Raw genomic sequence first — 25,080 nt, forward strand, 5'->3', positions numbered from 1 at the left:
AAGGAAGTGAATGCTGTAGCGTGTCCCCTTCGTCTAGTGGCCTAGGACACCGCCCTTTCACGGCGGTAACAGGGGTTCGAGTCCCCTAGGGGACGCCATTGCGGGAATAGCTCAGTTGGTAGAGCACGACCTTGCCAAGGTCGGGGTCGCGAGTTCGAGTCTCGTTTCCCGCTCCAATTTTAAACAGTCTGGCTTTCGGGCGAGGCTGAGTGAAACCAGAACCCAAGTCTTCGGATGCGGCTCTGGACACCGAAACACACACCATGTGTTCCGGGTAGCGTGTCCCCTTCGTCTAGTGGCCTAGGACACCGCCCTTTCACGGCGGTAACAGGGGTTCGAGTCCCCTAGGGGACGCCATTTGCGGGAATAGCTCAGTTGGTAGAGCACGACCTTGCCAAGGTCGGGGTCGCGAGTTCGAGTCTCGTTTCCCGCTCCAATTTAAGCAGCACTGCCTTCGGGCGGGGCTGAGTGAAACCAGAACCCGAGTCTTTGGACGCGGCTCTGGGCGCCGAAACACACACCATGTGTTGCGGTTAGCGTGTCCCCTTCGTCTAGTGGCCTAGGACACCGCCCTTTCACGGCGGTAACAGGGGTTCGAGTCCCCTAGGGGACGCCATTTGCGGGAATAGCTCAGTTGGTAGAGCACGACCTTGCCAAGGTCGGGGTCGCGAGTTCGAGTCTCGTTTCCCGCTCCAAATTCACAAGAACGCCGCTCATTGAGCGGCGTTTTTGTTTGCCTGCGATTCAACTCTGCAGCCAGTGCCCAGCAAAAAGGCCCGCCAGTACACCTGCGCGGGCCTTTGTCGTTTGCCTTGCCTACAGCGACAGCAGCAACCGCCCGGCGAACAGCAGCAGGATCAGCCCCATGCAGCGCTCGAACCAGTGCCCCAGGCGCATGAACAGCAAGCGCACCCGAGAGCTGGAGAAGAACAGCGCGACGATCACGAACCACAGCGCATTCACCAGGCACATCCAGGCGCCATATAGGGCCTGGATGCTCAGTGGGGTGGTGGCGCTGACCAGGGTGGTGAAGATCGCCAGGAAAAACAGGGTCGCCTTGGGGTTGGTGGCATTGGTCAGAAACCCCGTGGTAAAGGCTCGCAGCAAGGTCTGTTGGGGCTCATCGGTGGGCGCCTCGCCGGGAAGGCTGGTCTTGGCCTTGCTGCGCAGCAGGCTGATACCCAAGTACAGAATGTAGGCGCCGCCCAGCAGCTTGGCCGCGCTCAGCAACCAGGGCGTAGCGTGCATCAGGGCGCCCACCCCAGCAGGGTGTAGAGCACGTGCACCGAGATGCCGGCGCCGATGCCCAGGGCGGTACAGACCCCGGTCATGCGGCCAAAGCGCACGCTCTGGCGGATGGTCACGGCAAAATCCGGCCCGGGAGCGACCACCGCGAGAAAGTGAACCAGGGCCAGGGCGAGGAACTCGCCAAGATAGTTGGACAGCATGCGGACTCCGCAAAGCAGGATGATTGAGTGGCAGGCCGTTTTCAGTCGAGGCTATAGCTGACCGAAAGGGTGCCTTTCTTGAGTGAGACCGCGGTGATGAGCACCGCGCCCAGCTGCTGCAGGTGGCTGACGTGGGTGCCGCCGCAACCATAGGCCGGCAGTTGGCCAAAGCTGATCTGGCGCGAACCGTCCGCCATTGTGCTATGCCGTTCCAGGTCGGCCTCTATCCACTGCGCAATCGCGTCCTGCACGCTGGCGCCGTCGATCTCCCGGGGCTGCTCTGCCGGTTTGAACGACACCCGGCCTTCACCTGGCCAGTGATGGGCCTTGATCGGTATCCAGCCCTGGCTTTGCACGAAGTGGCCGATCAGGTGCCCGGCGGAGTGCATGCGGCTGTTGAACAGGCGCGCGGCCTCATCGACCCGGGCGTCGAAAATGCCCGGCTCCAGCGGCTGGTCCAGGTAATGCACGATCTGCTCGCCTTCCTGGGCCACCCGCAGAACGGCGGCCTGGCCGATCCAGCCGGTATCGCTGGGCTGGCCGCCACCCTGGGGGTGGAAGGGCGTGGCGTTGAGGGTGACCGCGAATTGCTGTTCGTGGGGGATGCAGCTCAGGACCTCGACGGAGGTCAGTAACTGGTCATTGTCGTAATACAGGCGCCGCGTCATTTCTCTAACCCTGGAATTCAGTGTTTTTTTATTATGCGGCCTGGGCAATTGCGTGATAATCCGTTCGAAACTCAATGGACTATTGCGTCATGAGCATAAATCTACCCCTGCCTTTGCTGGCAGAAATGGCCATTTTCGTCAGGGTCGTGGAGACCGGCAGCTTCTCCGAGGCGGCACGCCAGCTGGGCTCCTCGCCTTCGGCGGTCAGCCGCAGCATCTCGCGCCTGGAAAAGGTCCTGGCCACCCGGTTGTTGCAGCGCACCACACGCAAGTTGCGCTTGAGCGACGGTGGCGAAGAGGTGTTCAAGCGTTGCAGTGAAATGGTCAGTGCGGCCCGTTCGGTGATGGAGGTCAGCGGCCAGTTCACCCACGAAGCCGAAGGCGTGGTGCGGGTCAGCGTGCCCAAGGCGGTGGGGCGTTTCGTGGTGCACCCGCACATGCCGGAGTTTCTGCGGCGCTATCCCCTGGTCGATGTGGAACTGCTGCATGAGGACCGCGATGTCGACCTGATCGACGACAACGTCGACCTGGCGATCCGCATCACCGATCGCCCGCCGCCCGGGTTGATCGGCCGCCAGCTGTTGCGCATCGATCACCTGCTCTGCGCCACCCCGCAGTACCTGGCCGAGCACGGTACCCCGGCCCATCCCCAGGACCTGCGCCAGCACAGTTGCATCTACCTGGGCGAGACCCCCAGCGATGCGCGCTGGAAATTCACCCAGGGCAGCAAGGCGGTCACGGTGGGGGTGCGCGGGCGCTATGCGGCCAACCACACCGGGGTGCGCCTGGATGCGGTGCTGCAACACCTGGGGATCGGCAGCCTGCCGTACTTCACCGCGCGCCATGCCCTGGAGCAGGGGCTGATCGTCCAGGTGCTGCCGGAGTGGACCTTCCTGGCCTCCTACCACGGCGGTGCCTGGCTGCTGCATTCACCGACCCGTTACCTGCCGCCCAAGTTGCGGGTTTTCATCGACTACCTGGTGGAGTGCCTGGCCAAGGAGCCGACCCTCAACCGCCCGGGCAAAGCGGAACGCCCGCTGTAGGAGCTGGCTTGCCAGCGAATTCTCTGACAAGCCGGCGCTAAAAGGCGCCCATGAAAAAGGCCCGCCGGGCGAACCGTGCGGGCCTTGGTTGCGCCGGGCGCAGTGATCAGTGCTTGCTGTCCTGGGCAGAAAGCGCCAGCAGCTGCTTTTCCTGGTTCCAGTCGAAGGGCTCGTCGTTCTGCTCGGCTTCGAAACGGCGCTCTTCCAGGGCCTGGTACAGGTCGATTTCTTCATCGGGCATGTAGTGCAGGCAGTCACCGGCGAAGAACCACAGCAGGTCACGAGGCACCAGGTGGGCGATCTGCGGGTAGCGCTGCATGATCTGGCACAGCAGGTCCTGGCCCAGGTATTGGCTTTCGATCGGGTTGATCGGCAGCGAGGCGCGCAGTTCGTCGAAGCGCTCCAGGAACAGCGCATGGCTTTCCTCGGGCACCTGTTCGGCTTCACCTACGGCGACCAGGATGCTGCGCAGGTGGTCCAGCAGGACGAGATGATCGGCGACGATGTTGGACATGACAGGGTCCTCAAGAGCAAAACGGGCGCGGGAGTATATAGCTCCCGCGCCCGGTTTCATAATCGACCTGCCCCGAAGGCGGCCGTCTAGCGGGTCTTGCCTTCGCTTAGGGTCAGCTCCTCCTTGGCAAAATCATCCACATCGATGACCTTGCGCCGCGCCGCCTCGGCCTCGTGCAGGCTCTGGGCCTCGGCGGCCTGCAGCACGCCGGCTTCCAGCGCCGCGTCGATGGCCGATTCGCCGGCAGCCGGTTTGACCTGGCCGCTTTTCAGCGCTTCGTGGAGCTTCTTGTGCAACGGGTGCACGGCGCTCAGCAGGTTGCTGGCATGTTGCAGGGCGCCCACCGGGTCGTCCTTGGATTGCGGGCGGTAGCAGCCGGCAAGCACCGCTTCCAGGGCCGGATCGCCCTGGGCTCGACCGATGATCGCCGCCACTTCGGCATCCAGCTGGTCCGATGGCCCGGTATGGCGACGGCCGAAGGGGAACACCAGCACCCGCAGCACGCAACCGAACACCCGGTTGGGGAAGTTGCTGAGCAACTCGTCCAGGGCCCGTTCGGAATGCCCGAGGCTCTCTTCCATGGCCCAGGCCAGCAGGGGGCGCAGGTATTCCGGGGAGTCCAGGTCGTGGTAGCGCTTGAGCGCTGCCGACGCCAGGTACAGGTGGCTGAGCACATCCCCCAGGCGGGCGGAAAGGCGCTCGCGGCGTTTGAGTTCGCCCCCAGCAGCATCATCGAGAAGTCCGCCAGCAAGGCGAAGGCCGCTGCCTGGCGGTTCAGGGCACGGAAATAGCCCTGGCTGACCTTGTCTCCCGGAACGTGTTCGAAGTGGCCCAGGCCGAGGTTCAGCACCAGGGTACTGGCGGCGTTGCTCACGGCGAAACCTATGTGCTTGAGCAGCAGGGCGTCGAACTCCTGCAGTGCCTGGTCGTGGTCTTCGCGACCGGCCAGGGCCATTTCCTTGAGCACGAATGGATGGCAGCGGATTGCCCCCTGGCCGAAGATCATCAGGTTGCGCGAAAGGATGTTGGCGCCTTCCACGGTGATGAAGATCGGCGCTCCTTGCCAGCTGCGGCCCAGGTAGTTGTTGGGGCCCATGATGATGCCCTTGCCGCCGTGCACGTCCATGGCGTGGCTGATGCACTCGCGGCCGCGCTCGGTGAGGTGGTACTTGAGGATCGCCGACAGCACCGAGGGTTTTTCCCCCAGGTCCACGGCGTTGGCAGTGAGCATGCGTGCACTGTCCATCAGCCAGGCATTGCCGCCGAGGCGGGCCAGAGCCTCCTGGATGCCCTCGAAGGCGGCGAGGGGCACGTTGAACTGCTCCCGCACCTGGGCGTACTGGCCGGTCACCAGGCTGGTGAATTTGGCGGCGCCGGTGCCCACCGCGGGCAGGGAGATCGAACGGCCCACGGACAGGCAATTCATCAGCATCATCCAGCCCTTGCCGAGCATTTCCTGGCCACCGATGAGGAAGTCCAGTGGGATGAACACGTCCTTGCCGGAGTTCGGGCCGTTCATGAAGGCCGCGCCCAGGGGCAGGTGGCGGCGGCCGATATCCACCCCGGGGGTGTCGGTGGGGATCAGTGCCAGGCTGATACCCAGGTCTTCCTGGTCGCCCAGCAGGTGGTCCGGGTCATGGGCCTTGAAGGCCAGGCCGAGCAGGGTGGCCACCGGGCCCAGGGTGATGTAGCGCTTTTCCCAGTTCAGGCGCAGGCCCAGGGTTTCTTCACCCTGCCATTGGCCTTTGCAGATGATTCCGGTGTCGGGCATGGCCCCTGCATCGGAGCCGGCCAGGGGGCCGGTGAGGGCGAAGCAGGGAATGTCGTCGCCCCGGGCCAGCCGCGGCAGGTAGTGATTGCGCTGTTCGTCAGTGCCGTAGTGCAGCAGCAGTTCGGCCGGGCCCAGGGAGTTGGGCACCATCACGGTGGAGGCCAGGTCGCCGCTGCGGGTGGCCAGCTTCATGGCCACCTGGGAGTGGGCGTAGGCCGAGAAGCCCTTGCCGCCGAACTCCTTGGGAATGATCAGGGCAAAGAAACCGTGCTCCTTGATGTGGGCCCAGGCTTCGGCCGGCAGGTCCATGTGCTGGCCGATCTGCCAGTCGCTGACCATGGCGCACAGCTCCTCGGTCGGGCCGTCGATGAACGCCTGCTCTTCTTCGGTCAACTGGGCCTTGGGGTAGGCCAGCAAGGTATTCCAGTCGGGGCGGCCACTGAACAGCTCGCCGTCCCACCAGACGGTGCCGGCATCGATGGCATCGCGCTCGGTCTGGGACATCGGCGGCAGAACCTTCTGGAACCAGCTGAACAGCGGCGCACTGAAATACTTGCGCCGCAGATCGGGCAGCAGCAGAGGGGCGGCGACCGCTGCCAGCAGCACCCAGAAAATCAGCAGCAGCCAGCCGGGGGCACGGCTAAAGGCGCCCATGGCCAAGAGGTAGATGGCGACCACGCCCAGGGCGGGCAGGGGGCGGTACGGCGATGGGCCAGGTAGGCCACTGCGAGCACCAGAACCAGTATCCACAACAACAGCATATTCAATCCTCCGTGAAACCAGGGGTGAAATCACCCTCAGAGCGTAGTCGGCCTTCGACAGCGCGGGTGAGCAGGGCAGTGCGGGTGCAATGCAAGTCTGTATCTTGCGGGCCAGGCCCGGTTGATCGTGGGGGCCATGATCTTTGGCCGATACGTCGTTATCACTGGGGCGGACGCCTCGATAGACTCAGGCTTCCTCTCGGAGGTCATGCCCATGCACGAGTACCTGCGTCCCAGCCGCTTCATCGATAGTGACCACCCGGCGGTGGTGGAGTTCGCCGAAACTCATCGCGGTGCCAGCCGCGATCCCCGACAGCAAGCCGTCAGCCTCTATTACGCGGTGCGCGAGGCCGTACGCTACAACTTCTACAGTTTCAGCCGTGATCCCCAGACCTTGCGCGGCAGCCATGCCCTGGCCACCGGCGAGAGCTATTGCGTGCCCAAGGCCACCTTGCTCGCCGGTTGTGCCCGGCATTGTGGGATACCGGCGCGCATCGGCCTGGCCGATGTGCGCAATCACCTGTCCACACCCAGGCTGCTGGAGCTGCTGCGCAGCGATGTGTTCGCCATGCACGGCTACACCGAGTTCTATCTGCAGGGTCGTTGGGTCAAGGCCACGCCGGCGTTCAACCGGCAATTGTGTGAAATGTTCGATGTGGCGCCGCTGGATTTCGACGGCCTGGAGGACAGCGTTTTCCAGCCTTTCAATCGCCAGGGCGAACAGTCGATGGAGTACCTGGTGGACCACGGGCAGTTTGCCGACGTGCCGCAGGAGCTGTTTTTCGGCCACCTGGAAAAATGCTACCCGCACCTGTTCGACGCGCAGCAGCCGCAAGTGCTGGCAGACCTGCGCGGCGATTTGAGTCGCGGCTGATCAGGCGTAGACTGCCCCGGCATTCATTACTGAGGGATGGTCATGCTGAAGATCTGGGGTCGCAAGAACTCGTCGAATGTCAGGAAGGCACTCTGGTGCGCGCAGGAACTGGGGCTCGCCTATGAGTCCCTGGACGCCGGCGGCGCCTTTGGGGTGGTGGACACCCCGGCGTACCGGGCGCTGAACCCCAATGGCCGGATTCCACTGATTGAAGACGGCGACTTCGTGCTCTGGGAGTCCAATACCATCGTGCGCTACCTGGCTGCGCGCTACGCCGCCGATAGCCACTGGTACCCGGCCGACGTGCAACTGCGGGCCAGCGCCGAGAAGTGGATGGACTGGACCACCTCGACCTTCGCTGAACCCTTCCGGCATCTGTTCTGGGGTGTGTTGCGCACCCCGGCCGAGCAGCAGGACTGGGCGCAGATCAACGCCGCCAAGGCCACGTGTGCCGAGCTGCTGGCGCGGGTCGATCAGGCCCTGGGCGAGCAGCCTTACCTGTCCGGGCAGGAGATCGGCGTGGGCGACATTCCCCTCGGCAGTTTCATCTACGCTTGGTTCGAGATGCCCATCGAGCGTCCTTCCATGCCCCATCTGCAAGCCTGGTATGAGCGCTTGAAACAGCGCCCGGCCTATCGCCAGGCCGTGATGACCGCGTTGACTTAATACCCACTATCGATACGGGTGACTGTACTTGCACGACGCAGGCACGCAACATGGCGGGCGTCCGGCGTCGTTGCAATCGGCTCGGGCCGCCCTTACTTATAAAATTCCCCCTTCTTGGTGCATGAATCCGATATGAGTTCCGCTCTGTCCATCCGGCAGCTAACCAAAACCTACGGCAACGGTTTCCAGGCCCTGAGTGGTATCGATCTGGATGTCGCCGAAGGTGACTTTTTCGCCCTGCTCGGCCCTAACGGGGCCGGCAAATCCACCACCATCGGCATTCTCTCAACCCTGGTGAACAAGACCAGCGGTACGGTGAGCGTCTTTGGCCACGACCTGGATCGTGAGCCGGCGGCGCTCAAGCGTTGCATCGGCGTGGTGCCGCAGGAATTCAACTTCAACCAGTTCGAGAAAACCTTCGACATCGTCGTGACCCAGGCTGGCTACTACGGCATTCCGGCGAAGATCGCCAAGCAGCGCGCCGAGCAGTACCTGACCCAGCTCGGCCTGTGGGACAAGCGCGATGTGCCTTCGCGTTCCCTGTCCGGTGGCATGAAGCGGCGCCTGATGATCGCCCGCGCGCTAGTGCATGAACCGCGCCTGTTGATCCTTGACGAACCTACCGCCGGGGTCGATATCGAGCTGCGCCGTTCCATGTGGAGCTTTCTCACCGAGCTCAACCAGAAAGGCATCACCATCATCCTCACCACCCACTACCTGGAAGAGGCTGAGCAGCTGTGCCGCAACATCGGCATCATCGACCACGGCACCATCGTCGAGAACACCAGCATGCGCCAGTTGCTCAGCCAGCTGCATGTGGAGACTTTCCTCCTCGACCTGAAGAACGACCTGAGCGTGGCGCCGCAACTGGCCGGCTATCCGACCCGGCTGGTGGACAGCCATACCCTGGAGGTCCAGGTGGACAAGGCCGTGGGCATCACCGCGCTGTTCGGCCAACTGGCCCTGCAGAACATCGAGGTGCTGAGCCTGCGTAACAAAACCAACCGTCTTGAGGAGTTGTTCGTGTCCCTGGTGGAGAAGAATCTGTCGAAGGTGGCGGTATGAGTTCGGAGTTCAAACCCAACCTGGTGGCGCTCAACACCATTGTCTATCGCGAAGTCCGGCGCTTCACCCGGATCTGGCCGCAGACCCTGCTGCCCCCGGCCATCACCATGGTCCTGTACTTCGTCATCTTCGGTAACCTGATCGGCCGGCAGATCGGCGACATGGGTGGTTTCACCTACATGGAGTACATCGTCCCGGGGCTGATCATGATGTCGGTGATCACCAACTCCTACGGCAACGTGGTATCGAGCTTCTTCGGCAGCAAGTTCCAGCGCTCCATCGAGGAGTTGATGGTCTCGCCGTTGTCGCCCCATACCATTCTCATCGGCTACACCTTGGGCGGGGTGCTGCGGGGGCTGATGGTGGGGGTCATCGTGACGTTGCTGTCGCTGTTCTTCACCACGCTGCAGGTGCACCACCTGGGCATCACGGTGCTGGTGGTAGTGCTGACCGCGACCATCTTCTCGCTGCTGGGCTTCATCAACGCAGTCTTTGCACGCAACTTCGACGATATCTCGATCATCCCGACCTTCGTGCTGACGCCCCTGACCTACCTGGGCGGGGTGTTCTACTCGATCAACCTGCTGCCGCCGTTCTGGCAGACGGTGTCCCTGGCCAACCCGGTGCTGCACATGGTCAACGCCTTCCGTTTCGGCATCCTCGGGGTGTCGGACATCAAGATCAGCATCGCCATTACCTTCATGCTGGTGGCCACCCTGGTGCTGTATATCGGTTGCGCACGGCTGCTGGTGAGCGGGCGCGGCATGCGTCAGTAAATGCCTTTAGTGCGTCATGCAAACGGCCTCCCTCGGGAGGCCGTTTTCGTTGGTCACTGCCGTTGCTGCTTGCGCCTGGACCATTGGCGCGCGACCCACCAGCGCCAATAGAGCATGGTCAGGCAATAGGCAGTGGCCCCCAGCACCAGCCCGGCCACCACCGAGCCGAGGAGGAAGGGTTGCCACAGGGTTGCCAGCTGGCTGCTGATCCACTCCCAGGTCAGCTCGTCGGGCAGGGTGCGCGGCGGCACGTTCATCAGCCAGGCCCCAGTTGGTAGGTGCAGAAGAACACCGGCGGCATGGTGATGGGGTTGGTCAACCAGACCAGGCTGACACTGATGGGCATATTGCCGCGTAGCCAGATGGCCAATACCGCAGCCAGCAACATCTGCATCGGAATGGGAATAAAGGCGGCGAACAGGCCCACGGCCATGGCCCGGGCCACCGAGTGTCGATTGAGGTGCCAGAGGTTGGCGTCATGCAGCAGGGTGCCGAGAAAGCGTAAGGACTTGTGTTCCCGGATGCTGGTCGGATCTGGCATGTAACGTTTGAATAAGCGCCGGGGCATAGGGCTTCTCGGTCGGGTCAGGCGACGATTATGACCGGATTCTAGTCGGCGAAAATTCAGACATTGTGACAAATGATAAAGCCGCGCTGCCCATCCTCGACTAAGCCAAGAGTATGAACTCCCAAGGAGGGGCGGGCGGATGCGTAGCGCAATGCTGGCGCTGGCTGCGGGGCTGCTGGCGCTGGGTTTCATGCCGGCCTTGCCCCCAGGCTGGCTGCTGCTGTGTATGGCGATACTGGCCTTGATGCTGTTGCCGTTTCGTACACATCCGGTGGCATTTTTCCTGTTCGGTTTCACCTGGGCCTGTGTCTCCGCGCAGTCGGCCCTTGATGATCGCCTGGCGCCGCGCCTGGAGTCACAGACCCGCTGGCTGGAGGGGCGGGTGAGCGGCCTGCCGGAGCAGGCGGGCGGCGTGGTGCGTTTCGAGCTGGAAGATGCCCAGGCCCGCCGTGAGCGGCTGCCCCGGCGCATGCGGCTGGCCTGGCATGAGGGCCCGGCGCTCAAGAGTGGCGAGCGCTGGCGGCTGGCGGTCAAGCTTCGCCAGCCGATGGGTTTGTTGAATCCCCAGGGCTTCGATTACCAGGCCTGGCTGCTGGCGCGCCGTATCGGCGCCACCGGCACGGTCAAGGCCGGGCAGTTACTGGCACCGGCCCCGCAGGCCTGGCGGCAAGGCTTGCGCCAGCGCTTGCTAGAGGTCGAGGCTCAGGGACGCGGTGCGGGGCTGGCGGCGCTGGTGATGGGCGACGGTTCCGGCCTGACGCGGCAAGACTGGCAGCTGTTGCAGGACACCGGCACCGTCCACCTGATGGTGATTTCCGGGCAGCACATCAGCCTGCTGGCTGGGGTGATCTATTTCTCGGTGGCCGGGCTGGCCCGCCATGGTCTCTGGCCCGAGCGCTTGCCGTGGTTGCCCTGGGCCTGTGCCCTGGCCTGGCTCGGCGCCCTGGGCTACGGCCTGCTGGCGGGGTTCGATGTGCCAGTGCAGCGCGCCTGTGTGATGGTCGCCCTGGTACTGCTCTGGCGCATGCGCTTTCGCCATCTGCGGGCCGGCTGGCCCCTGCTGCTGGCGTTGAATGCGGTGTTGCTGGCCGAGCCGCTGGCCAGCTTGCAGGCGGGGTTCTGGCTGTCCTTTGCCGCAGTGGCAATCCTGATCTTGATCTTTGCCGGGCGCCTGGGGGCGTGGAGCTGGTGGCAGGGCTGGACCCGGGCCCAATGGTTGATCGCCATTGGCTTGCTGCCGCCGTTGCTGGCTCTGGGGCTGCCTATCAGCCTCAGCGGGCCGCTGGCCAATTTGCTGGCGGTGCCCTGGATCAGCTTTCTGGTGTTGCCGCCGGCTTTGCTCGGCAGCCTGCTGCTGGCGGTGCCTTATGTGGGTGAGGGCCTGTTGTGGCTGGCCGGTGGATTGCTGGACGGGTTGTTCCGCTTGCTCGGATTGATTGCCGGTGGGTGGCCGGCCTGGGTGCCGCCGCAGATCCCTCTGTGGCTATGGGGCATGAATGCTCTGGGCTGCCTGTTGCTGCTGTTGCCCAGGGGCGTGCCCATGCGGGTTCTGGGTTGGCCGCTGTTGCTGCTGGCGGTCTGGCCACCCCTGGCGCGCGTGCCCGAAGGCGAGGTGGAGGTCTGGCAGCTGGATGTGGGGCAGGGCCTGTCATTCATCCTGCGTACCCGTGATCACGCCCTGCTGTATGACGCTGGCGCGCGGGTCGCCGAGTTCGACCTGGGAGAGCGAGTGGTAGTGCCGACCCTGCACAGGCTCGGCATCCGGCGGCTGGACCTGATGCTGCTCAGCCATGCCGACAACGACCATGCCGGTGGCGCCCAGGCGGTGCAGCGCGCAATGCCCGTGGGCGAGGTCCGCGGTGGCCAGCCCGACGCCTTGCCCGCGGGCCTGCAGGCAAGGCCTTGCGACAGTGGGCTGAGCTGGGTGTGGAATGGCGTGCGCTTTCGCCAGTGGCAATGGGTGGCGGCGACCGACGGCAATCAGGCCTCGTGCGTGCTCCAGGTCGAGGCTGCCGGCGAGCGCTTGCTGCTCACCGGGGACATCGACGCCCGTGCCGAGCGAGCCTTGCTCGACAGCCCGCTGGCGGTGCGGACCCACTGGCTGCAGGCCCCCCATCACGGCAGCCGTACCTCTTCATCCATGGCCTTGCTGCAGCGGCTGGCCCCCGACGCGGTGCTGATTTCCCGTGGTCGGGGCAATGCCTTCGGCCACCCCCATCCTCAAGTGCTGGCACGCTATCGGCGCCTGGACATGGCAATTTATGACAGCGCCGAACAGGGTGCCCTGAGGCTGCAACTGGGGGTCTTCGGGGCGGCACATGGCCTTCGCGAGCAGCGGCGATTCTGGCGTGAGCCGCCCGCAATGCCTTAAATAACCGTGGGTTATTAAAGCCTGTGAGCATGCGACATCACGGTCTTCGGTGCGTCCGGCCCCTATGTTAGAGTGGCGCACTTTTTCGAGGGGGCTGTCACTGTGTGGGAATTGGTCAAATCCGGCGGCTGGATGATGTTGCCGATCATTCTGAGTTCCATTGCTGCCGTGGGCATCATTGCCGAGCGTCTGTGGACCCTACGGGCCAGCCGTGTCACCCCGCCCCACCTGCTGGGGCAGGTCTGGCGCTGGATCAAGGACAAGCAGCTGAACAAGGAAAAACTCAAGGAACTGCGCGCCGATTCGCCCCTGGGCGAGATTCTGGCGGCGGGCCTGGCCAACTCCAAGCATGGCCGCGAGATCATGAAGGAATGCATCGAGGAGGCTGCCGCCCGGGTCATCCATGAGCTGGAGCGCTACCTCAACGCCCTCGGCACCATTGCCGCTATGGCACCGCTGCTGGGCCTGCTGGGCACCGTGCTGGGCATGATCGACATCTTCAGTTCGTTCATGGGCTCGGGCATGACCACCAACGCGCACATCCTCGCAGGCGGTATTTCCAAAGCCCTGATCACCACCGCCGCCGGCCTGATGGTGGGCATTCCCTCGGTGTTCTTCCACCGCTTCCTGCAACGCCGGGTCGATGAACTGGTGGTGGGCATGGAGCAGGAGGCGATCAAGCTGGTGGAAGTGATCCAGGGCGACCGCGATGTCGATCTGGCCGAGGGCAAAGCGTGAAATTCCGTCGCAAGCCCCGGGAAACCGTGGACATCAACCTGGCGTCGTTGATCGACGTGGTGTTCATCCTGCTGCTGTTCTTTGTTGTCACCACCACCTTCACCCGGGAAACCGAGCTGCGGGTCGACCTGCCGGAAGCGGTCAGCGGCTCGCCGGCCGAAGACCAGCAGGTCAAGCAACTGGATATCGCCATCAGCGCCGACGGCGTGTTTTCGGTGAACAACCAGGTCCTGCCCAAAAATGACCTGGAGACCTTGATCGAGGCCCTGCAGAAGGAGTCGGCGGGCGACACCAACCTGCCGCTGTCCATCAGCGCCGACGGCAAGACCCAGCATCAAGCGGTGATCACTGCCATGGATGCAGCCGGCAAGCTCGGTTTCAGCCACCTGCGCATGACCACCGTCGAGGCGGACCCGGCACCCTGATGGCACTTTCCGATCGCCTGCTCAATGCCTGGTACAACGGCCACCCCGCGCTGAAACTGCTGCGCCCCCTGGAATGCCTGTATCGCCGAGTGGTGACGGGCAAGCGCCAGCGCTTTCTTGCCGGTGAGGGGGCGATCTATCAACCACCTGTGCCGCTGATCGTGGTGGGTAACATCACTGTCGGCGGCACCGGCAAGACGCCGTTGATCCTGTGGCTGGTGGAGCACTGCCAGCGCCTCGGGTTGCGGGTCGGGGTGGTCAGCCGCGGCTACGGTGCCAAGCCGGCGCAACTGCCCTGGCGCGTCAGCGCCGAAGATTGCGCCGCGGTGGCCGGTGATGAGCCGCTGCTGATCGTCCAGCGCTGCGGCGTGCCGCTGATGATCGATCCGGATCGCGGCCGCGCGGTACAGGCCCTGCTGGCCGCCGAGCCGCTGGACCTGATCCTCTCCGACGACGGCCTGCAGCACTACCGCCTGGCCCGTGACCTGGAGCTGGTACTGATCGATGCCGCCCGCGGCCTGGGCAACCGCCGCTGCCTGCCTGCCGGGCCGCTGCGCGAGCCGGCGGAGCGTTTGCAGAGCGTCGACGCGGTGCTCTACAACGGCGCAGTTGATGACCGTGACGACGGGTTCGCCTTTCATCTCAAGCCCTCGGTGCTGGTCAACCTGCGCAGTGGCGAGCGCCGTGCGCTGGAGCATTTCGCCCCCGGCCAGGCGCTGCATGCGGTGGCGGGCATCGGCAATCCCCAGCGTTTCTTCAACACCCTTGAAACGCTACACTGGCGGCCTGTTCCCCATGCATTTGCCGATCACGCTCAATACAGTGCGCAGGCCTTGACCTTCACCCCGTCATTGCCGCTGGTCATGACCGAGAAAGATGCGGTCAAGTGCCGGGCTTTCGCGGCAGACGACTGGTGGTACCTGGCGGTCGATGCCCAGCCTTCGCCGGCCTTCGTCGCCTGGTTCGACACCCAGTTGATGCGCCTGCTGCCTGATCGTCTGCTGCCTTAATTCGCTTTTATCCAGGGAATCCTCATGGACACCAAACTGCTCGACATCCTCGCCTGCCCGATCTGCAAAGGCCCCCTCAAACTCAGCGCCGACAAGACCGAGCTGATCAGCAAGGGCGCGGGCCTTGCCTATCCGATTCGCGATGGCATCCCGGTGATGCTGGAAAGCGAGGCGCGCACCCTGACCACCGAAGAGCGCCTGGACAAATGAGCAGCGCCTTTACCGTTGTCATTCCGGCGCGCTACGCCTCCACTCGCCTGCCAGGCAAGCCGCTGCAACTGATCGCCGGCAAGCCGATGATCCAGTGGGTCTGGGAACAGGCGCGCAAGAGCAGCGCCGAGCGGGTCGTGGTGGCCACCGATGATCAGCGCATCGTCGAGGCCTGCCAGGGCTTTGGCGCCGAGGCGCTGCTGACTCGGGAAGATCACAACTCCGGCACCGACCGGCTGGCGGAAGTCGCCGCCCAGCTGGGCCTGGCCGCGGATGCGATCGTGGTCAACGTACAAGGCGACGAGCCGTTGATCCCGCCGTCGGTGATCGATCAGGTAGCGGCCAACCTGGCAGCCCACACCGAAGCGCGCATGGCCACCCTGGCCGAGCCGATCGAGGACGTGCAGACCCTGTTCAATCCCAATGTGGTCAAGGTGGTCAGCGACCTCAACGGCCTGGCCCTGACCTTCAGCCGCGCCACCTTGCCCTGGGCCCGGGATGCCTTTGCCCAGAGTCGTGAGCAACTGCCCGAAGGCGTGCCTTATCGCCGTCACATCGGCATCTATGCCTACCGCGCCGGCTTTCTTCACGACTTCGTCAGTTGGGGCCCGTGCTGGCTGGAAAACACCGAATCCCTGGAGCAACTGCGTGCCCTGTGGCATGGCGTGCGGATCCACGTGGCCGACGCCCTGGAAGCACCGCCTACCGGCGTCGATACCGCCGAAGACCTTGAGCGCGTTCGGCGCCTGCTGGAGGCCTGATGCGGGTTCTGTTCGTCTGCCTGGGCAATATCTGCCGCTCGCCCACCGCCGAAGGCGTGCTGCGCCGCAAGTTGCACGAGGCCGGCCTGGGTGACCAGGTGCAAGTCGCCTCTGCGGGCACCAGCGACTGGCACATCGGCAAGGCCCCGGACAAGCGCAGCCAGCAGGCTGCCTTGCGGCGCGGCTACGACCTGTCGGCGCAACGGGCGCAGCAGGTCGGCAGCGCCGATTTCGCTGCCTATGACCTGATCTTCGCCATGGACCAGAGCAACCTGCGCAACCTCAAGGCTCTGCAACCGGCTCGGGGCAAGGCCGAGCTGGACCTGTTCCTGCGTCGCTACGAGGCGGCGCTGGATGAAGTGCCGGATCCGTACTACGACGGCGAGCAGGGTTTCGAGCAGGTGCTGGACCTGATCGAGGATGCCTGCGACCGGCTAGTGGTCGAATTGAAGGGGCGGCTATGACCCTGGACATTCAGGCCGATGTGTCCCTCAAGCCGTTCAACAGCTTCGGGGTCGAGGTCAAGGCGAAGTGGTTTGCCCAGGCCCATAGCGACGACGAGGTACGCGAGGCCCTGGCCTATTGCGCTACCCACCAGTTGCCGCTGCTGGTGATCGGCGGCGGCAGCAACCTGCTGCTGACGGCGGATATCCAGGCCCTGGTGCTGCGCATGGCCACTCGTGGCATTCGCCTGCTCAGCGATGACGGGCAGCGGGTGGTGGTCGAGGCCGAGGCCGGGGAAACCTGGCATCCCTTTGTCCAGTGGACCCTGGAGCAGGGCCTGTCCGGGCTGGAGAACCTGAGCCTGATTCCCGGCACCGTCGGCGCCGCACCGATGCAGAACATCGGCGCCTATGGGGTGGAGATCAAGGATGTGTTCGCCGGCCTGACCGCCCTCGATCGGCAGACCGGCGAGCTGCGGGAATTCGACCTGGCGCAGTGTCAGTTCGCGTACCGCGACAGCCTGTTCAAGCATCAGGCCGGTCGCTGGTTGATCCTGCGGGTGCGCTTTGCCCTGAACCGTGTCGATCACCTGCACCTGGAATACGGTCCGGTGCGCCAGCGCCTGAGCGAGCAGGGCATCGAACAGCCGACGGCCAGCGATGTCAGCCGGGCGATCTGCAGCATCCGCAGCGAGAAGCTCCCGGACCCTGCCGTGCTGGGCAATGCCGGCAGCTTCTTCAAGAACCCGGTGGTGCCGGCGGCACTGGCGGCGCAGATCAAGCAGTCGCATCCGGGGCTGGTGGGTTACCCCCAGGCCGATGGGCAGGTGAAGCTGGCGGCCGGTTGGCTGATCGAACAGGCGGGCTGGAAGGGCTTTCGCGAGGCGGATGCCGGGGTCCATCGCTTGCAATCGCTGGTGCTGGTCAACTATGGCGGCGCCAGCGGCCTGCAGTTGCTGGAACTGGCGCGGCGGATCCAGCGCGATATCGCCGAGCGTTTCAGTGTCGAGCTGGAGATGGAGCCCAACCTCTATTAGCGAGAGCCGGCTTGCGGTGGATAGCAAAAAGCCTTGCCTGGCTGACGTTCGGGCAAGGCTTTTTTGTTAATTGCGGCTTAACTTAGCAGGCTAAGAATCAGCTTTCTGCTGTTCCCGAAGGCCCGGTGAAGCCTGTCTTCACAAGAGAGCCCGATTAGCCTGAGCCGATCTGCGTGCACCGTAGCGGCGGTACTGCACGGCGGATGACTCGACCCCATCACTCAGAAAATGCGGGCGTGCCCATGATTACCCTGAAGCTCAACGGTCAAGATCATCAACTGGACGTCACCGAGGACATGCCGCTGCTGTGGGCTATCCGCGACGTGGCGGGCTACAACGGTACCAAGTTCGGCTGCGGCATGGGCCTGTGCGGCGCCTGTACGATTCATATCGACGGCGACCCGGCGCGCAGTTGCATCACGCCGATAGGCTCGGTGCAGGGCAAGAACGTCAGCACCATCGACAACCTGCATACCGACCCGGTAGGGCAGGTGGTGCAGCAGGCCTGGCTGGATACGGCGGTGGCCCAGTGCGGTTACTGCCAGGGCGGGCAGATCATGTCGGCCACTGCCTTGCTCAAGGTCCACCCCAACCCCAGCGACGAGCAGATCGAAGAGGCGATGCTCGGCAATATCTGCCGCTGCGGTACTTACAACCGGATCAAGACCGCGATCCGCCAGGCTTCCAGCCATCTGCAGGAGGCCAAGGCATGAACCGCCTACCGCAGGATTTTGCCCTGAGCAACCTCAGCCGCCGGGGCTTTCTCAAAGGTGTGGGGGCCACTGGAGCCCTGGTGCTGGCTGCGAGCTGGGGCTGGCAGGAAGCCTTTGCCGAGGCCAAGAAATTCGGTGCCGACGGCATGCCCCACGGCTGGGTCGATGACCCCAAGGTCTACGTGAGCATTGCCAGCGACGGCAGCGTCACGGTGATCTGCAATCGCTCGGAGATGGGCCAGGGCGTGCGCACCAGCCTGAGCATGGTGGTGGCCGATGAGCTGGACGCCGACTGGGCGCAGGTCAAGGTTCGCCAGGCACCGGGTGACGAGGTGCGTTTCGGCAACCAGGACACCGACGGCTCGCGCAGCATGCGTCATTGGTACGAGCCCATGCGCCGCTGTGGCGCGGCTGCGCGGACCATGCTGGAACAGGCCGCCGCTGCGCAGTGGCAGGTGCCATTGGCGCAGTGTCGGGCGCAGTTGCACAAGGTGGTTCACCAGCCCACCGGGCGTGAGCTGGGCTATGGCGCCCTGGCCGCTGCGGCAGGCGCCCTGGCGGTGCCTGCCCGGGATAGCCTGCGCCTGAAGCAGCCCGGGGAGTTCCGCTACATCGGCAAGGAGGCCACCCGGGCCATTGATGGCCAGGACATCGTCAACGGCCGTGCGGTGTACGGCGCCGATGTGCATTTCGACGGCATGCTGTTCGCGGCGGTGGCGCGGCCCCGGGTGTATGGCGGCAAGGTCAAGTCGGTGGATGACAGCGCAGCCTTGAAGGTGCCGGGGGTGATCAAGGTCATGCCCATCGACAGCCGCCCCTTGCCTTCGGAGTTCCAGCCCCTGGGCGGCGTGGCTGTGGTGGCGAGCAACACCTGGGCGGCGATCAAGGGCCGCGATGCCTTGAGGATCGAGTGGGAGGATGGCGCCAACGCTGGCTACGACTCCATCCAATACCGCAAGCAACTGGAGGCGGCGGCGCGGCAACCGGGCAAGGTGGTGCGCAGTACCGGCAACCTGGATGAGGCCCTGAAGGGCGCCGAGAGCAGCCTGGAGGCCAGCTATTACCTGCCGCACCTGGCCCAGGCGCCGATGGAGCCGATGGTGGCCGTGGCGCGATTCCAGGACGGTCGCTGCGAGGCGTGGGCACCGAGCCAGGCGCCACAGGTGACCCGCGAGCGAATCGCCGAACGCCTGGGGATCGGCTTCGAGCAGGTCACGGTGAACGTCACGCTGCTGGGCGGCGGCTTCGGGCGCAAGTCCAAGCCCGACTTCATCCTGGAGGCGGCGATCCTGGCCAAGGCCTTTCCCGGCAAGGCGGTGCGGGTGCAGTGGACCCGCGAGGACGATATCCACAACTCCTACTTCCATACCGTGTCGGCGGAATACCTCAAGGCCGGGCTGAACAAGGACGGCCTGCCGGCGGCCTGGCTGCACCGCACCGTGGCGCCGAGCATCACCGCGCTGTTCGCCCCGGGGATGAATCACGAAGGCGCCTTCGAGCTGGGCATGGGCTTTACCAATATGGCCTACGCGATTCCCAACGTGCGCCTGGAAAACCCCGAGGCCGCGGCCCATACCCGGGTCGGCTGGTACCGTTCGGTGTCGAACATTCCCCATGGCTTCGCGATCCAGAGTTTTGTCGACGAACTGGCCCACAAGGCCGGCCAGGATCCGCTGCAGTACCAGCTCAAGCTGCTGGGGCCGGATCGTCAGATCGACCCCCGAACCCTGAGCGAGGAGTGGAACTACGGCGAATCCCCCGAGCGCTACCCCATTGATACCGGGCGCCTGCGCACGGTGCTGGAAACCGCGGCCAAGGCGGCCGGCTGGGGGCGCTCGCTGCCCAAGGGACGCGGTCTGGGGCTGGCCGTGCACTACAGCTTCGTGACCTATGTGGCGGCGGTGATCGAGGTGGAAGTGAAGGACGATGGCACGCTGATCGTGCATCAGGCCGATATCGCCGTGGATTGCGGCCCGCAGATCAACCCCGAGCGTATCCGCTCGCAATTCGAAGGGGCCTGCGTCATGGGCCTGGGCAATGCGGTGCTGGGGGAGATCAGCTTCAAGGAGGGCAAGGTCCAGCAGGACAATTTCCATATGTACGAAGTGGCGCGCATGTCCCTGGCGCCGAAACAGGTGCAGGTGCACCTGGTGACGCCGCCGGGGGACGTGCCCCTGGGCGGGGTGGGAGAGCCCGGTGTGCCGCCGATTGCGCCGGCCCTTTGCAACGCGATCTTCGCCGCCACCGGCAAGCGCATACGCAACCTGCCGGTGCGCTACCAGTTGCAGGGCTGGCAGCAGGCGAGCGCCTGATGGACAGCGTCGACCTGAATGTCCTGCTCAGTGTCCTGGAATGGCGGCGCGCCGGGCGCGGCGTGCTGCTGTACAGCGTGGTGCAGACCTGGGGCAGCGCGCCGCGGCCACCCGGCGCCATGCTGGCCCTGCGCGACGACGGGGTGGTGATCGGCTCGGTGTCCGGAGGCTGTATCGAGGATGACCTGATCAGCCGCCAGGGCGATGGGCGCCTGTCTCGCCACGGGCCGCCGGTGCAACTGGTGACCTACGGCGTGACCCTGGAGGAAGCGGCGCGATTCGGCCTGCCCTGCGGCGGCACCTTGCGCCTCACCGAAGAGCGGGTTGGCGACCCGGCCTGGGTCGCCGAATTGCTCCAGCGCTGCGAAGCCCACCAGATCGTGGCCCGGGAGCTGAACCTGGGCACCGGCCAGGTGCTGCTCAAAGCTGCGAACCGTGGCGATGAATTGGCGTTTGACGGGGTCACCCTGCGGGCGATCTACGGACCACGCTGGCGCTTGCTGCTGATCGGCGCCGGGCAGTTATCGCGCTATGTGGCGCAGATGGCCCGCTTGCTGGATTTCGAGGTGCTGATCTGCGATCCGCGCCAGGAGTTCGTGCATGGCTGGGAGGGGCAGGATGGACGTTTTGTCGCCGGGATGCCCGACGATGCGGTGCTGAGCATCGAGCCCGACGAGCGCACGGCGGTGGTGGCCCTGACCCATGATCCGCGCCTGGATGACATGGCGCTGCTGACGGCGCTCGACTCCCGGGCATTTTACGTCGGCGCCCTGGGTTCCCGGGCCAACAGCCAGAAGCGCCGGGACAATCTGGCGCTGCTGGGTCTTTCGGCGCAGGCCATCGAGCGCTTGCACGGGCCGGTCGGATTGCCCATCGGCAGCCATACGCCGGCGGAGATTGCCTTGTCGTTGCTGGCCGAAATCGTCGCGCTGAAAAATGGTGTCGAACCGCTGCAGAAGAAGCTGCCAGTGCGAGTGGCGGAGATGGTGAGGTGAGCCGCAGGCCTTGCGCAATCATCCTGGCGGCGGGGCAGGGCAGGCGTTTTCGCCAGGTGGCCGGGGCCGGGCAGGACAAGCTGCTGGCGCCCTGCCGTGGGCGTGACGGGGTGCAGCGGCCGGTGCTGGAGCAGGTACTGGTGAGCCTGCCGGTGGACGTTGCCCGGCGAGTGCTGGTGACCACGGCGGATCGACCCCAGGTGGTGGATCTGGCGCGTGCCTACGGTTGTCAGGTACTGGTGCTGGAGTCCGTGGGCATGGGGCACAGCCTGGCCGCGGCGGTGGCTGCCTGCGCCGATGCCCATGGCTGGATGGTCTGGCTGGGGGACATGCCCTTTATCCTGCCCGCCACCGCCAGTCGGGTGATGGAGGCAATGACCGAGGAGGGCATCAGCGTGCCGCGGCTGGGGGATGAGTTGGGTCATCCGGTGGGCTTTGGCCGGTCTTATGGCGCAGCGTTGCAGGGCCTGTCTGGTGATCGGGGAGCCCGGCCGCTGTTCGCTTCGGGGCGGGTGGTGGAAGTTTCGGTGACGGATCCGGGGGTGACCTGGGATGTGGACGTTCCGCAGGCGTTGCTGTTTCCGGATTGTCAGGTGCTCCAGGTATAAAAAAGCCCCGCCCGGTTACCCGGGCGGGGCTTTTTCATGGGCTGCTGGAATCAGACGAGAGGTTTAGGCTCGTGCTGTTCTTCCTCGGCATGCACAGCGTGCTCGACAGCGCGCGGTGCTTGCTCGGCCACAGGGGCCGCTTCTTCCACTGCAGGTTCGGCCACTGGCGCCGGTGCAGTCTCTTCGGCTGGCGCAGGGGCGGCCTCGACCACCTCTGGCGCTTCTACCGGAGCCGGCTCGGCGGTCACCACGGCTTCAGCCGGAGCAGCAGCGGCAGCCAGCTCGGCTTCCTTCTGCAGGCGCTCGGCTTCACGCTTGCGGCGACGCACTTCGCGTGGGTCGTTCGGTGCACGGCCATTGCTGGTCAGGGTGCTGACCGGCGCGGCTTCAGCTTCGACAGCGGGTGCGGGCTCTTCGGCCACCACCGGTGCTGCAACCGGAGCCGGCTCTTCAACCTGGGCAGGCTGCTGGGCCGCTACAGGCTCTTCAACCACCAATGCTGGCTCGGCAACCGAGGCTGGCGCAGGGGCTTCCTGAACCGGCTCGATGGCCTTTTCTTCAACCACTGGCGCCTGGGCTACAGGTTCTGCTGCCGGTTGTTCGGCAACCACAGGCTGGGCTTCGACGACCACGGCCGGTTCGGCAGCCACTTCAACCTGAGCCTGCTCTTCAGCCACTGGAGCCACTTCCACTGCAGGAACCACTGGGGCTTCTACCGGCGTGGTGGCTTCAACCACTGGGGCTTCCGGAGCCTTGTCTTCTACAGCGGCAGTCGCACGTTCGGCTTGCTGGTGAGCTTCGGCTTCAGCGTTGGCGCTGATGGCGGTGCTGGCAACCGCGGCAGTTACCGCAAGGCCGGCAGCCAGATCGGCGCTGCTTGGCTCTTCGGCGTTTTCTTCCGAGCCTTCGATCACATTGCCGTTGGCATCACGTTGACGCTCGCGACGGTTGCTGCGACGACGCTGGCCGCGGGAGCGACGACGTGGACGTTCGCCTTCGGCGTTGTCCTGGCCGTCTTCCTGCAGTTGCTCTTCGTTCGGCAGCGCTTCTTCTTCGCTGGCGGCAGCGGCTTGAGCCTGTTCGGCACGTGGTTGGCGCTCTTCACGTGGCGCACGTGGCTGGCGCTCTTCGCGAGGCTGGCGCGCCGGACGTTCTTCGGCAACAACGGCGGCGGTAGCAGCGGCTGCAGCTGGAGCGGCGTCCAGAGGCTCGCGCAGTTCACGCACGCGTTCTTCACGCTCGCCACGTGGCTTGCGCTCTTCACGCGGGGCGCGTGGCTGGCGTTCTTCGCGCGGTGCACGGGGTGCGCGTTCTTCGCGGGCTACCGCTTGAACTTCTTCACGGGCTTCGCGAACTTCGCGTGGCTGACGCTCTTCCCGTGGTGCGCGTTCTTCACGCGGAGCACGTTCTTCGCGTGGCTTGCGCTCTTCATCGCGGCGACCGTTACGGTTGCGGCTCTGCTGGCGGCCATTGCGACGCTGTTCTTCGTTGCTGCGAGCAGGGCGCTCGGTCACTGGCTTCTCGACCACGACCGGTGCGGCTGGCTCTTCCTTGGTAGCGAACAGGCTGACCAGGGACTTCACCAGGCCTTTGAACAGGCTTGGTTCGGCCACTGGAGCCGGTGCAGCTACAGGGGCAGCGACGACTTCGGTCGGAACCGGAGCATTGGCGCGGGCCGGGGCAGTCTTCACTGCCGCTTCCTGGCGAACCAGGGTGCGGGTGGCGGCGGTTGGCTGGACTTCTTCGGCTTCGGCGGCGGCCGCTGCGATTTCGTAGCTGGACTGGTTGGTGTTGGCTTCCGGGCTGTCATCACGCAGGCGCTGAACTTCGAAGTGTGGCGTTTCGAGGTGATCGTTCGGCAGGATGACGATGCGGGCACGGGTGCGCAGTTCGATCTTGGTGATCGAGTTGCGTTTTTCGTTGAGCAGGAAAGCGGCGACCGGAATCGGCACTTGGGCGCGCACTTCGGCGGTGCGGTCTTTCAGGGCTTCTTCTTCGATCAGGCGCAGGATCGCCAGGGACAGCGACTCGACGTCACGGATGATGCCGGTGCCGTTGCAGCGCGGGCAGACGATGCCGCTGCTTTCGCCCAGGGATGGACGCAGGCGCTGACGGGACATTTCCAGCAGGCCGAAGCGCGAGATGCGGCCGATCTGCACGCGGGCGCGGTCGGCTTCCAGGCATTCGCGGACTTTTTCTTCCACGGCGCGCTGGTTCTTGGCCGGGGTCATGTCGATGAAGTCGATGACGATCAGGCCGCCGATGTCACGCAGGCGCAGTTGGCGAGCGATTTCTTCCGCTGCTTCCAGGTTGGTCTGCAGGGCGGTTTCTTCGATGTCGCTGCCTTTGGTGGCGCGGGCCGAGTTGATGTCGATGGACACCAGGGCTTCGGTCGGATCGATGACGATGGAGCCGCCGGAAGGCAGTTCGACCACGCGCTGGAAAGCGGTCTCGATCTGGCTTTCGATCTGGAAACGGTTGAACAGCGGCACGCTGTCTTCGTACAGCTTGATCTTGCTGGCGTACTGCGGCATCACTTGGCGGATGAAGGTCAGGGCTTCGTCCTGGGCTTCAACGCTGTCGATCAGCACTTCGCCGATGTCCTGGCGCAGGTAGTCGCGGATCGCACGGATGATCACGTTGCTTTCCTGGTAGATCAGGAATGGCGCGGAACGATCCAGGGACGCTTCCTTGATGGCGGTCCAGAGTTGCAGCAGGTAGTCGAGGTCCCACTGCATCTCTTCGCTGCTGCGGCCCAGGCCGGCAGTGCGCACGATCAGGCCCATGTCGGCGGGTGCCACCAGGCCGTTCAGCGCTTCACGCAGTTCGTTGCGCTCTTCGCCTTCGATGCGGCGGGAGATACCGCCGGCACGCGGGTTGTTCGGCATCAGTACCAGATAACGGCCGGCGAGGCTGATGAAGGTGGTCAGGGCGGCGCCCTTGTTGCCACGCTCTTCTTTCTCGACCTGGACGATGACTTCCTGGCCTTCGCTCAGGACGTCCTTGATGTTGACGCGGCCTTCGGGGGCTTTCTTGAAGTATTCGCGGGAGATTTCTTTGAGGGGCAGGAAGCCGTGGCGCTCAGAGCCGAAATCGACAAAGGCAGCCTCGAGGCTTGGTTCGATGCGAGTGATGCGGCCTTTATAGATGTTGGCCTTTTTCTGCTCGCGGGCTCCGGACTCGATGTCCAGGTCGTAGAGGCGCTGGCCGTCTACCAGAGCAACACGCAACTCTTCGGGTTGAGTTGCGTTAATCAGCATTCTTTTCATGTAGTACCGTCGGTTTCCGGGCTGCCGGAAACGG

The 25,080-nt window shown here is 64.7% G+C and carries 20 protein-coding genes, 6 tRNA genes and 3 pseudogenes; 23 read left to right on the forward strand and 6 right to left on the reverse strand.

All coding sequences use genetic code 11. From position 1 onward, the window contains the following. Positions 1–22: 22 nt before the first annotated feature. The 6 genes from KI242_RS09165 to KI242_RS09190 all read left to right on the forward strand — a co-directional run bounded on the left by KI242_RS09165 (position 23) and on the right by KI242_RS09190 (position 695). Positions 23–98: transfer RNA gene (locus KI242_RS09165), tRNA-Glu, on the forward strand. Positions 99–100: 2 nt separating this feature from the next. Continuing rightward, a tRNA-Gly gene (locus tag KI242_RS09170) sits at positions 101–176 on the forward strand. A 105-nt stretch (positions 177–281) separates the two neighbouring features. Beyond that, positions 282–357, forward strand: a tRNA-Glu gene (locus KI242_RS09175). Positions 358–360: 3 nt separating this feature from the next. Next, positions 361–436 (forward strand) — tRNA-Gly (locus KI242_RS09180). Positions 437–540: 104 nt separating this feature from the next. Next, positions 541–616: transfer RNA gene (locus KI242_RS09185), tRNA-Glu, on the forward strand. Positions 617–619: 3 nt separating this feature from the next. Continuing rightward, positions 620–695: transfer RNA gene (locus KI242_RS09190), tRNA-Gly, on the forward strand. A gap of 121 nt (positions 696–816) precedes the next feature. Here KI242_RS09190 and KI242_RS09195 read toward each other — a convergent pair. Together KI242_RS09195 and KI242_RS09200 are read right to left on the reverse strand one after the other, a co-directional pair. After that, positions 817–1,448 (reverse strand): annotated as a pseudogene (locus KI242_RS09195) (LysE family transporter). 41 nt (positions 1,449–1,489) lie between these two features. After that, positions 1,490–2,116: a serine-tRNA(Ala) deacylase AlaX gene (locus KI242_RS09200; RefSeq protein ID WP_053156994.1), complete on the reverse strand. Its 627-nt coding sequence runs from the start codon at positions 2,114–2,116 to the stop codon at positions 1,490–1,492. An 89-nt stretch (positions 2,117–2,205) separates the two neighbouring features. On the opposite strand from KI242_RS09200, the gene KI242_RS09205 reads away from it, so the two are divergent. Continuing rightward, on the forward strand, positions 2,206–3,159 hold the full coding sequence (locus KI242_RS09205; protein WP_123430253.1) for a LysR family transcriptional regulator: 954 nt from the start codon (positions 2,206–2,208) through the stop codon (positions 3,157–3,159). A 106-nt stretch (positions 3,160–3,265) separates the two neighbouring features. Here the strand turns inward: KI242_RS09205 and KI242_RS09210 are convergent, their stop codons facing one another. Together KI242_RS09210 and KI242_RS09215 are read right to left on the reverse strand one after the other, a co-directional pair. Then, a complete protein-coding gene (locus tag KI242_RS09210; RefSeq protein ID WP_123430254.1) occupies positions 3,266–3,673 on the reverse strand; it encodes a PA2817 family protein in 408 nt (135 codons plus the stop codon). A gap of 86 nt (positions 3,674–3,759) precedes the next feature. Beyond that, positions 3,760–6,205, reverse strand: a pseudogene (locus tag KI242_RS09215) (acyl-CoA dehydrogenase). A gap of 214 nt (positions 6,206–6,419) precedes the next feature. On the opposite strand from KI242_RS09215, the gene KI242_RS09220 reads away from it, so the two are divergent. From KI242_RS09220 to KI242_RS09235, 4 genes are all read left to right on the forward strand, one after another. Next, a complete protein-coding gene (locus KI242_RS09220; RefSeq protein ID WP_011060094.1) occupies positions 6,420–7,079 on the forward strand; it encodes a transglutaminase family protein in 660 nt (219 codons plus the stop codon). Positions 7,080–7,121: 42 nt separating this feature from the next. Further along, positions 7,122–7,745, forward strand: coding sequence for a glutathione S-transferase (locus KI242_RS09225; protein WP_011060095.1), 624 nt, complete (start codon positions 7,122–7,124; stop codon positions 7,743–7,745). 132 nt (positions 7,746–7,877) lie between these two features. Next, complete coding sequence (locus KI242_RS09230; protein WP_011060096.1) at positions 7,878–8,810, forward strand: ABC transporter ATP-binding protein; 933 nt, start codon at positions 7,878–7,880, stop codon at positions 8,808–8,810. Continuing rightward, entirely contained in the window at positions 8,807–9,586 is a 780-nt protein-coding gene (locus tag KI242_RS09235) for an ABC transporter permease (protein ID WP_011060097.1), read from the forward strand. The genes KI242_RS09230 and KI242_RS09235 overlap by 4 nt, the downstream gene beginning before the upstream one ends. 53 nt (positions 9,587–9,639) lie before the next feature. On the opposite strand, the pseudogene KI242_RS09240 reads toward KI242_RS09235, so the two are convergent. Then, positions 9,640–10,154, reverse strand: a pseudogene (locus KI242_RS09240) (DUF2062 domain-containing protein). Between the two features lie 139 nt (positions 10,155–10,293). Between KI242_RS09240 and KI242_RS09245 the strand changes: the two are divergent. From KI242_RS09245 to KI242_RS09300, 12 genes are all read left to right on the forward strand, one after another. After that, on the forward strand, positions 10,294–12,525 hold the full coding sequence (locus tag KI242_RS09245; RefSeq protein WP_212806064.1) for a DNA internalization-related competence protein ComEC/Rec2: 2,232 nt from the start codon (positions 10,294–10,296) through the stop codon (positions 12,523–12,525). 102 nt (positions 12,526–12,627) lie between these two features. Further along, positions 12,628–13,263, forward strand: coding sequence for a MotA/TolQ/ExbB proton channel family protein (locus KI242_RS09250; protein ID WP_011060100.1), 636 nt, complete (start codon positions 12,628–12,630; stop codon positions 13,261–13,263). Continuing rightward, positions 13,260–13,688 (forward strand): biopolymer transporter ExbD, encoded by a 429-nt coding sequence (locus KI242_RS09255; protein WP_011060101.1) that lies wholly within the window; start codon positions 13,260–13,262, stop codon positions 13,686–13,688. The genes KI242_RS09250 and KI242_RS09255 overlap by 4 nt, the downstream gene beginning before the upstream one ends. After that, positions 13,688–14,698: a tetraacyldisaccharide 4'-kinase gene (lpxK, locus tag KI242_RS09260; protein ID WP_011060102.1), complete on the forward strand. Its 1,011-nt coding sequence runs from the start codon at positions 13,688–13,690 to the stop codon at positions 14,696–14,698. The genes KI242_RS09255 and lpxK overlap by 1 nt, the downstream gene beginning before the upstream one ends. Before the next feature lie 24 nt (positions 14,699–14,722). After that, on the forward strand, positions 14,723–14,908 hold the full coding sequence (locus KI242_RS09265) for a Trm112 family protein (protein ID WP_011060103.1): 186 nt from the start codon (positions 14,723–14,725) through the stop codon (positions 14,906–14,908). Beyond that, complete coding sequence (kdsB, locus tag KI242_RS09270; protein WP_011060104.1) at positions 14,905–15,669, forward strand: 3-deoxy-manno-octulosonate cytidylyltransferase; 765 nt, start codon at positions 14,905–14,907, stop codon at positions 15,667–15,669. Before KI242_RS09265 ends, kdsB begins: the two co-directional genes overlap by 4 nt. Beyond that, entirely contained in the window at positions 15,669–16,133 is a 465-nt protein-coding gene (locus KI242_RS09275; protein ID WP_015634698.1) for a low molecular weight protein-tyrosine-phosphatase, read from the forward strand. Before kdsB ends, KI242_RS09275 begins: the two co-directional genes overlap by 1 nt. After that, positions 16,130–17,149: a UDP-N-acetylmuramate dehydrogenase gene (gene murB / locus KI242_RS09280; protein ID WP_011060106.1), complete on the forward strand. Its 1,020-nt coding sequence runs from the start codon at positions 16,130–16,132 to the stop codon at positions 17,147–17,149. The genes KI242_RS09275 and murB overlap by 4 nt, the downstream gene beginning before the upstream one ends. 242 nt (positions 17,150–17,391) lie before the next feature. Then, on the forward strand, positions 17,392–17,862 hold the full coding sequence (locus KI242_RS09285; protein WP_011060107.1) for a (2Fe-2S)-binding protein: 471 nt from the start codon (positions 17,392–17,394) through the stop codon (positions 17,860–17,862). Beyond that, positions 17,859–20,174, forward strand: a complete 2,316-nt coding sequence (locus KI242_RS09290) for a xanthine dehydrogenase family protein molybdopterin-binding subunit (protein WP_015634700.1) — start codon at positions 17,859–17,861, stop codon at positions 20,172–20,174. Before KI242_RS09285 ends, KI242_RS09290 begins: the two co-directional genes overlap by 4 nt. Next, entirely contained in the window at positions 20,174–21,169 is a 996-nt protein-coding gene (locus KI242_RS09295; RefSeq protein ID WP_015634701.1) for an XdhC family protein, read from the forward strand. Before KI242_RS09290 ends, KI242_RS09295 begins: the two co-directional genes overlap by 1 nt. Continuing rightward, a complete protein-coding gene (locus KI242_RS09300; RefSeq protein WP_015634702.1) occupies positions 21,166–21,777 on the forward strand; it encodes a nucleotidyltransferase family protein in 612 nt (203 codons plus the stop codon). The genes KI242_RS09295 and KI242_RS09300 overlap by 4 nt, the downstream gene beginning before the upstream one ends. A 50-nt stretch (positions 21,778–21,827) precedes the next feature. On the opposite strand, the gene rne is transcribed toward KI242_RS09300, so the two are convergent. Continuing rightward, the gene (rne, locus tag KI242_RS09305) at positions 21,828–25,046 is read right to left on the reverse strand and encodes a ribonuclease E (protein ID WP_053157008.1); all 3,219 of its coding nucleotides are present in this window, start codon (positions 25,044–25,046) and stop codon (positions 21,828–21,830) included. Positions 25,047–25,080: the final 34 nt, after the last annotated feature.

Origin of the sequence: Pseudomonas sp. Eqa60 (assembly GCF_018326405.1) — a bacterium.
GTDB lineage: Bacteria > Pseudomonadota > Gammaproteobacteria > Pseudomonadales > Pseudomonadaceae > Aquipseudomonas > Aquipseudomonas protegens.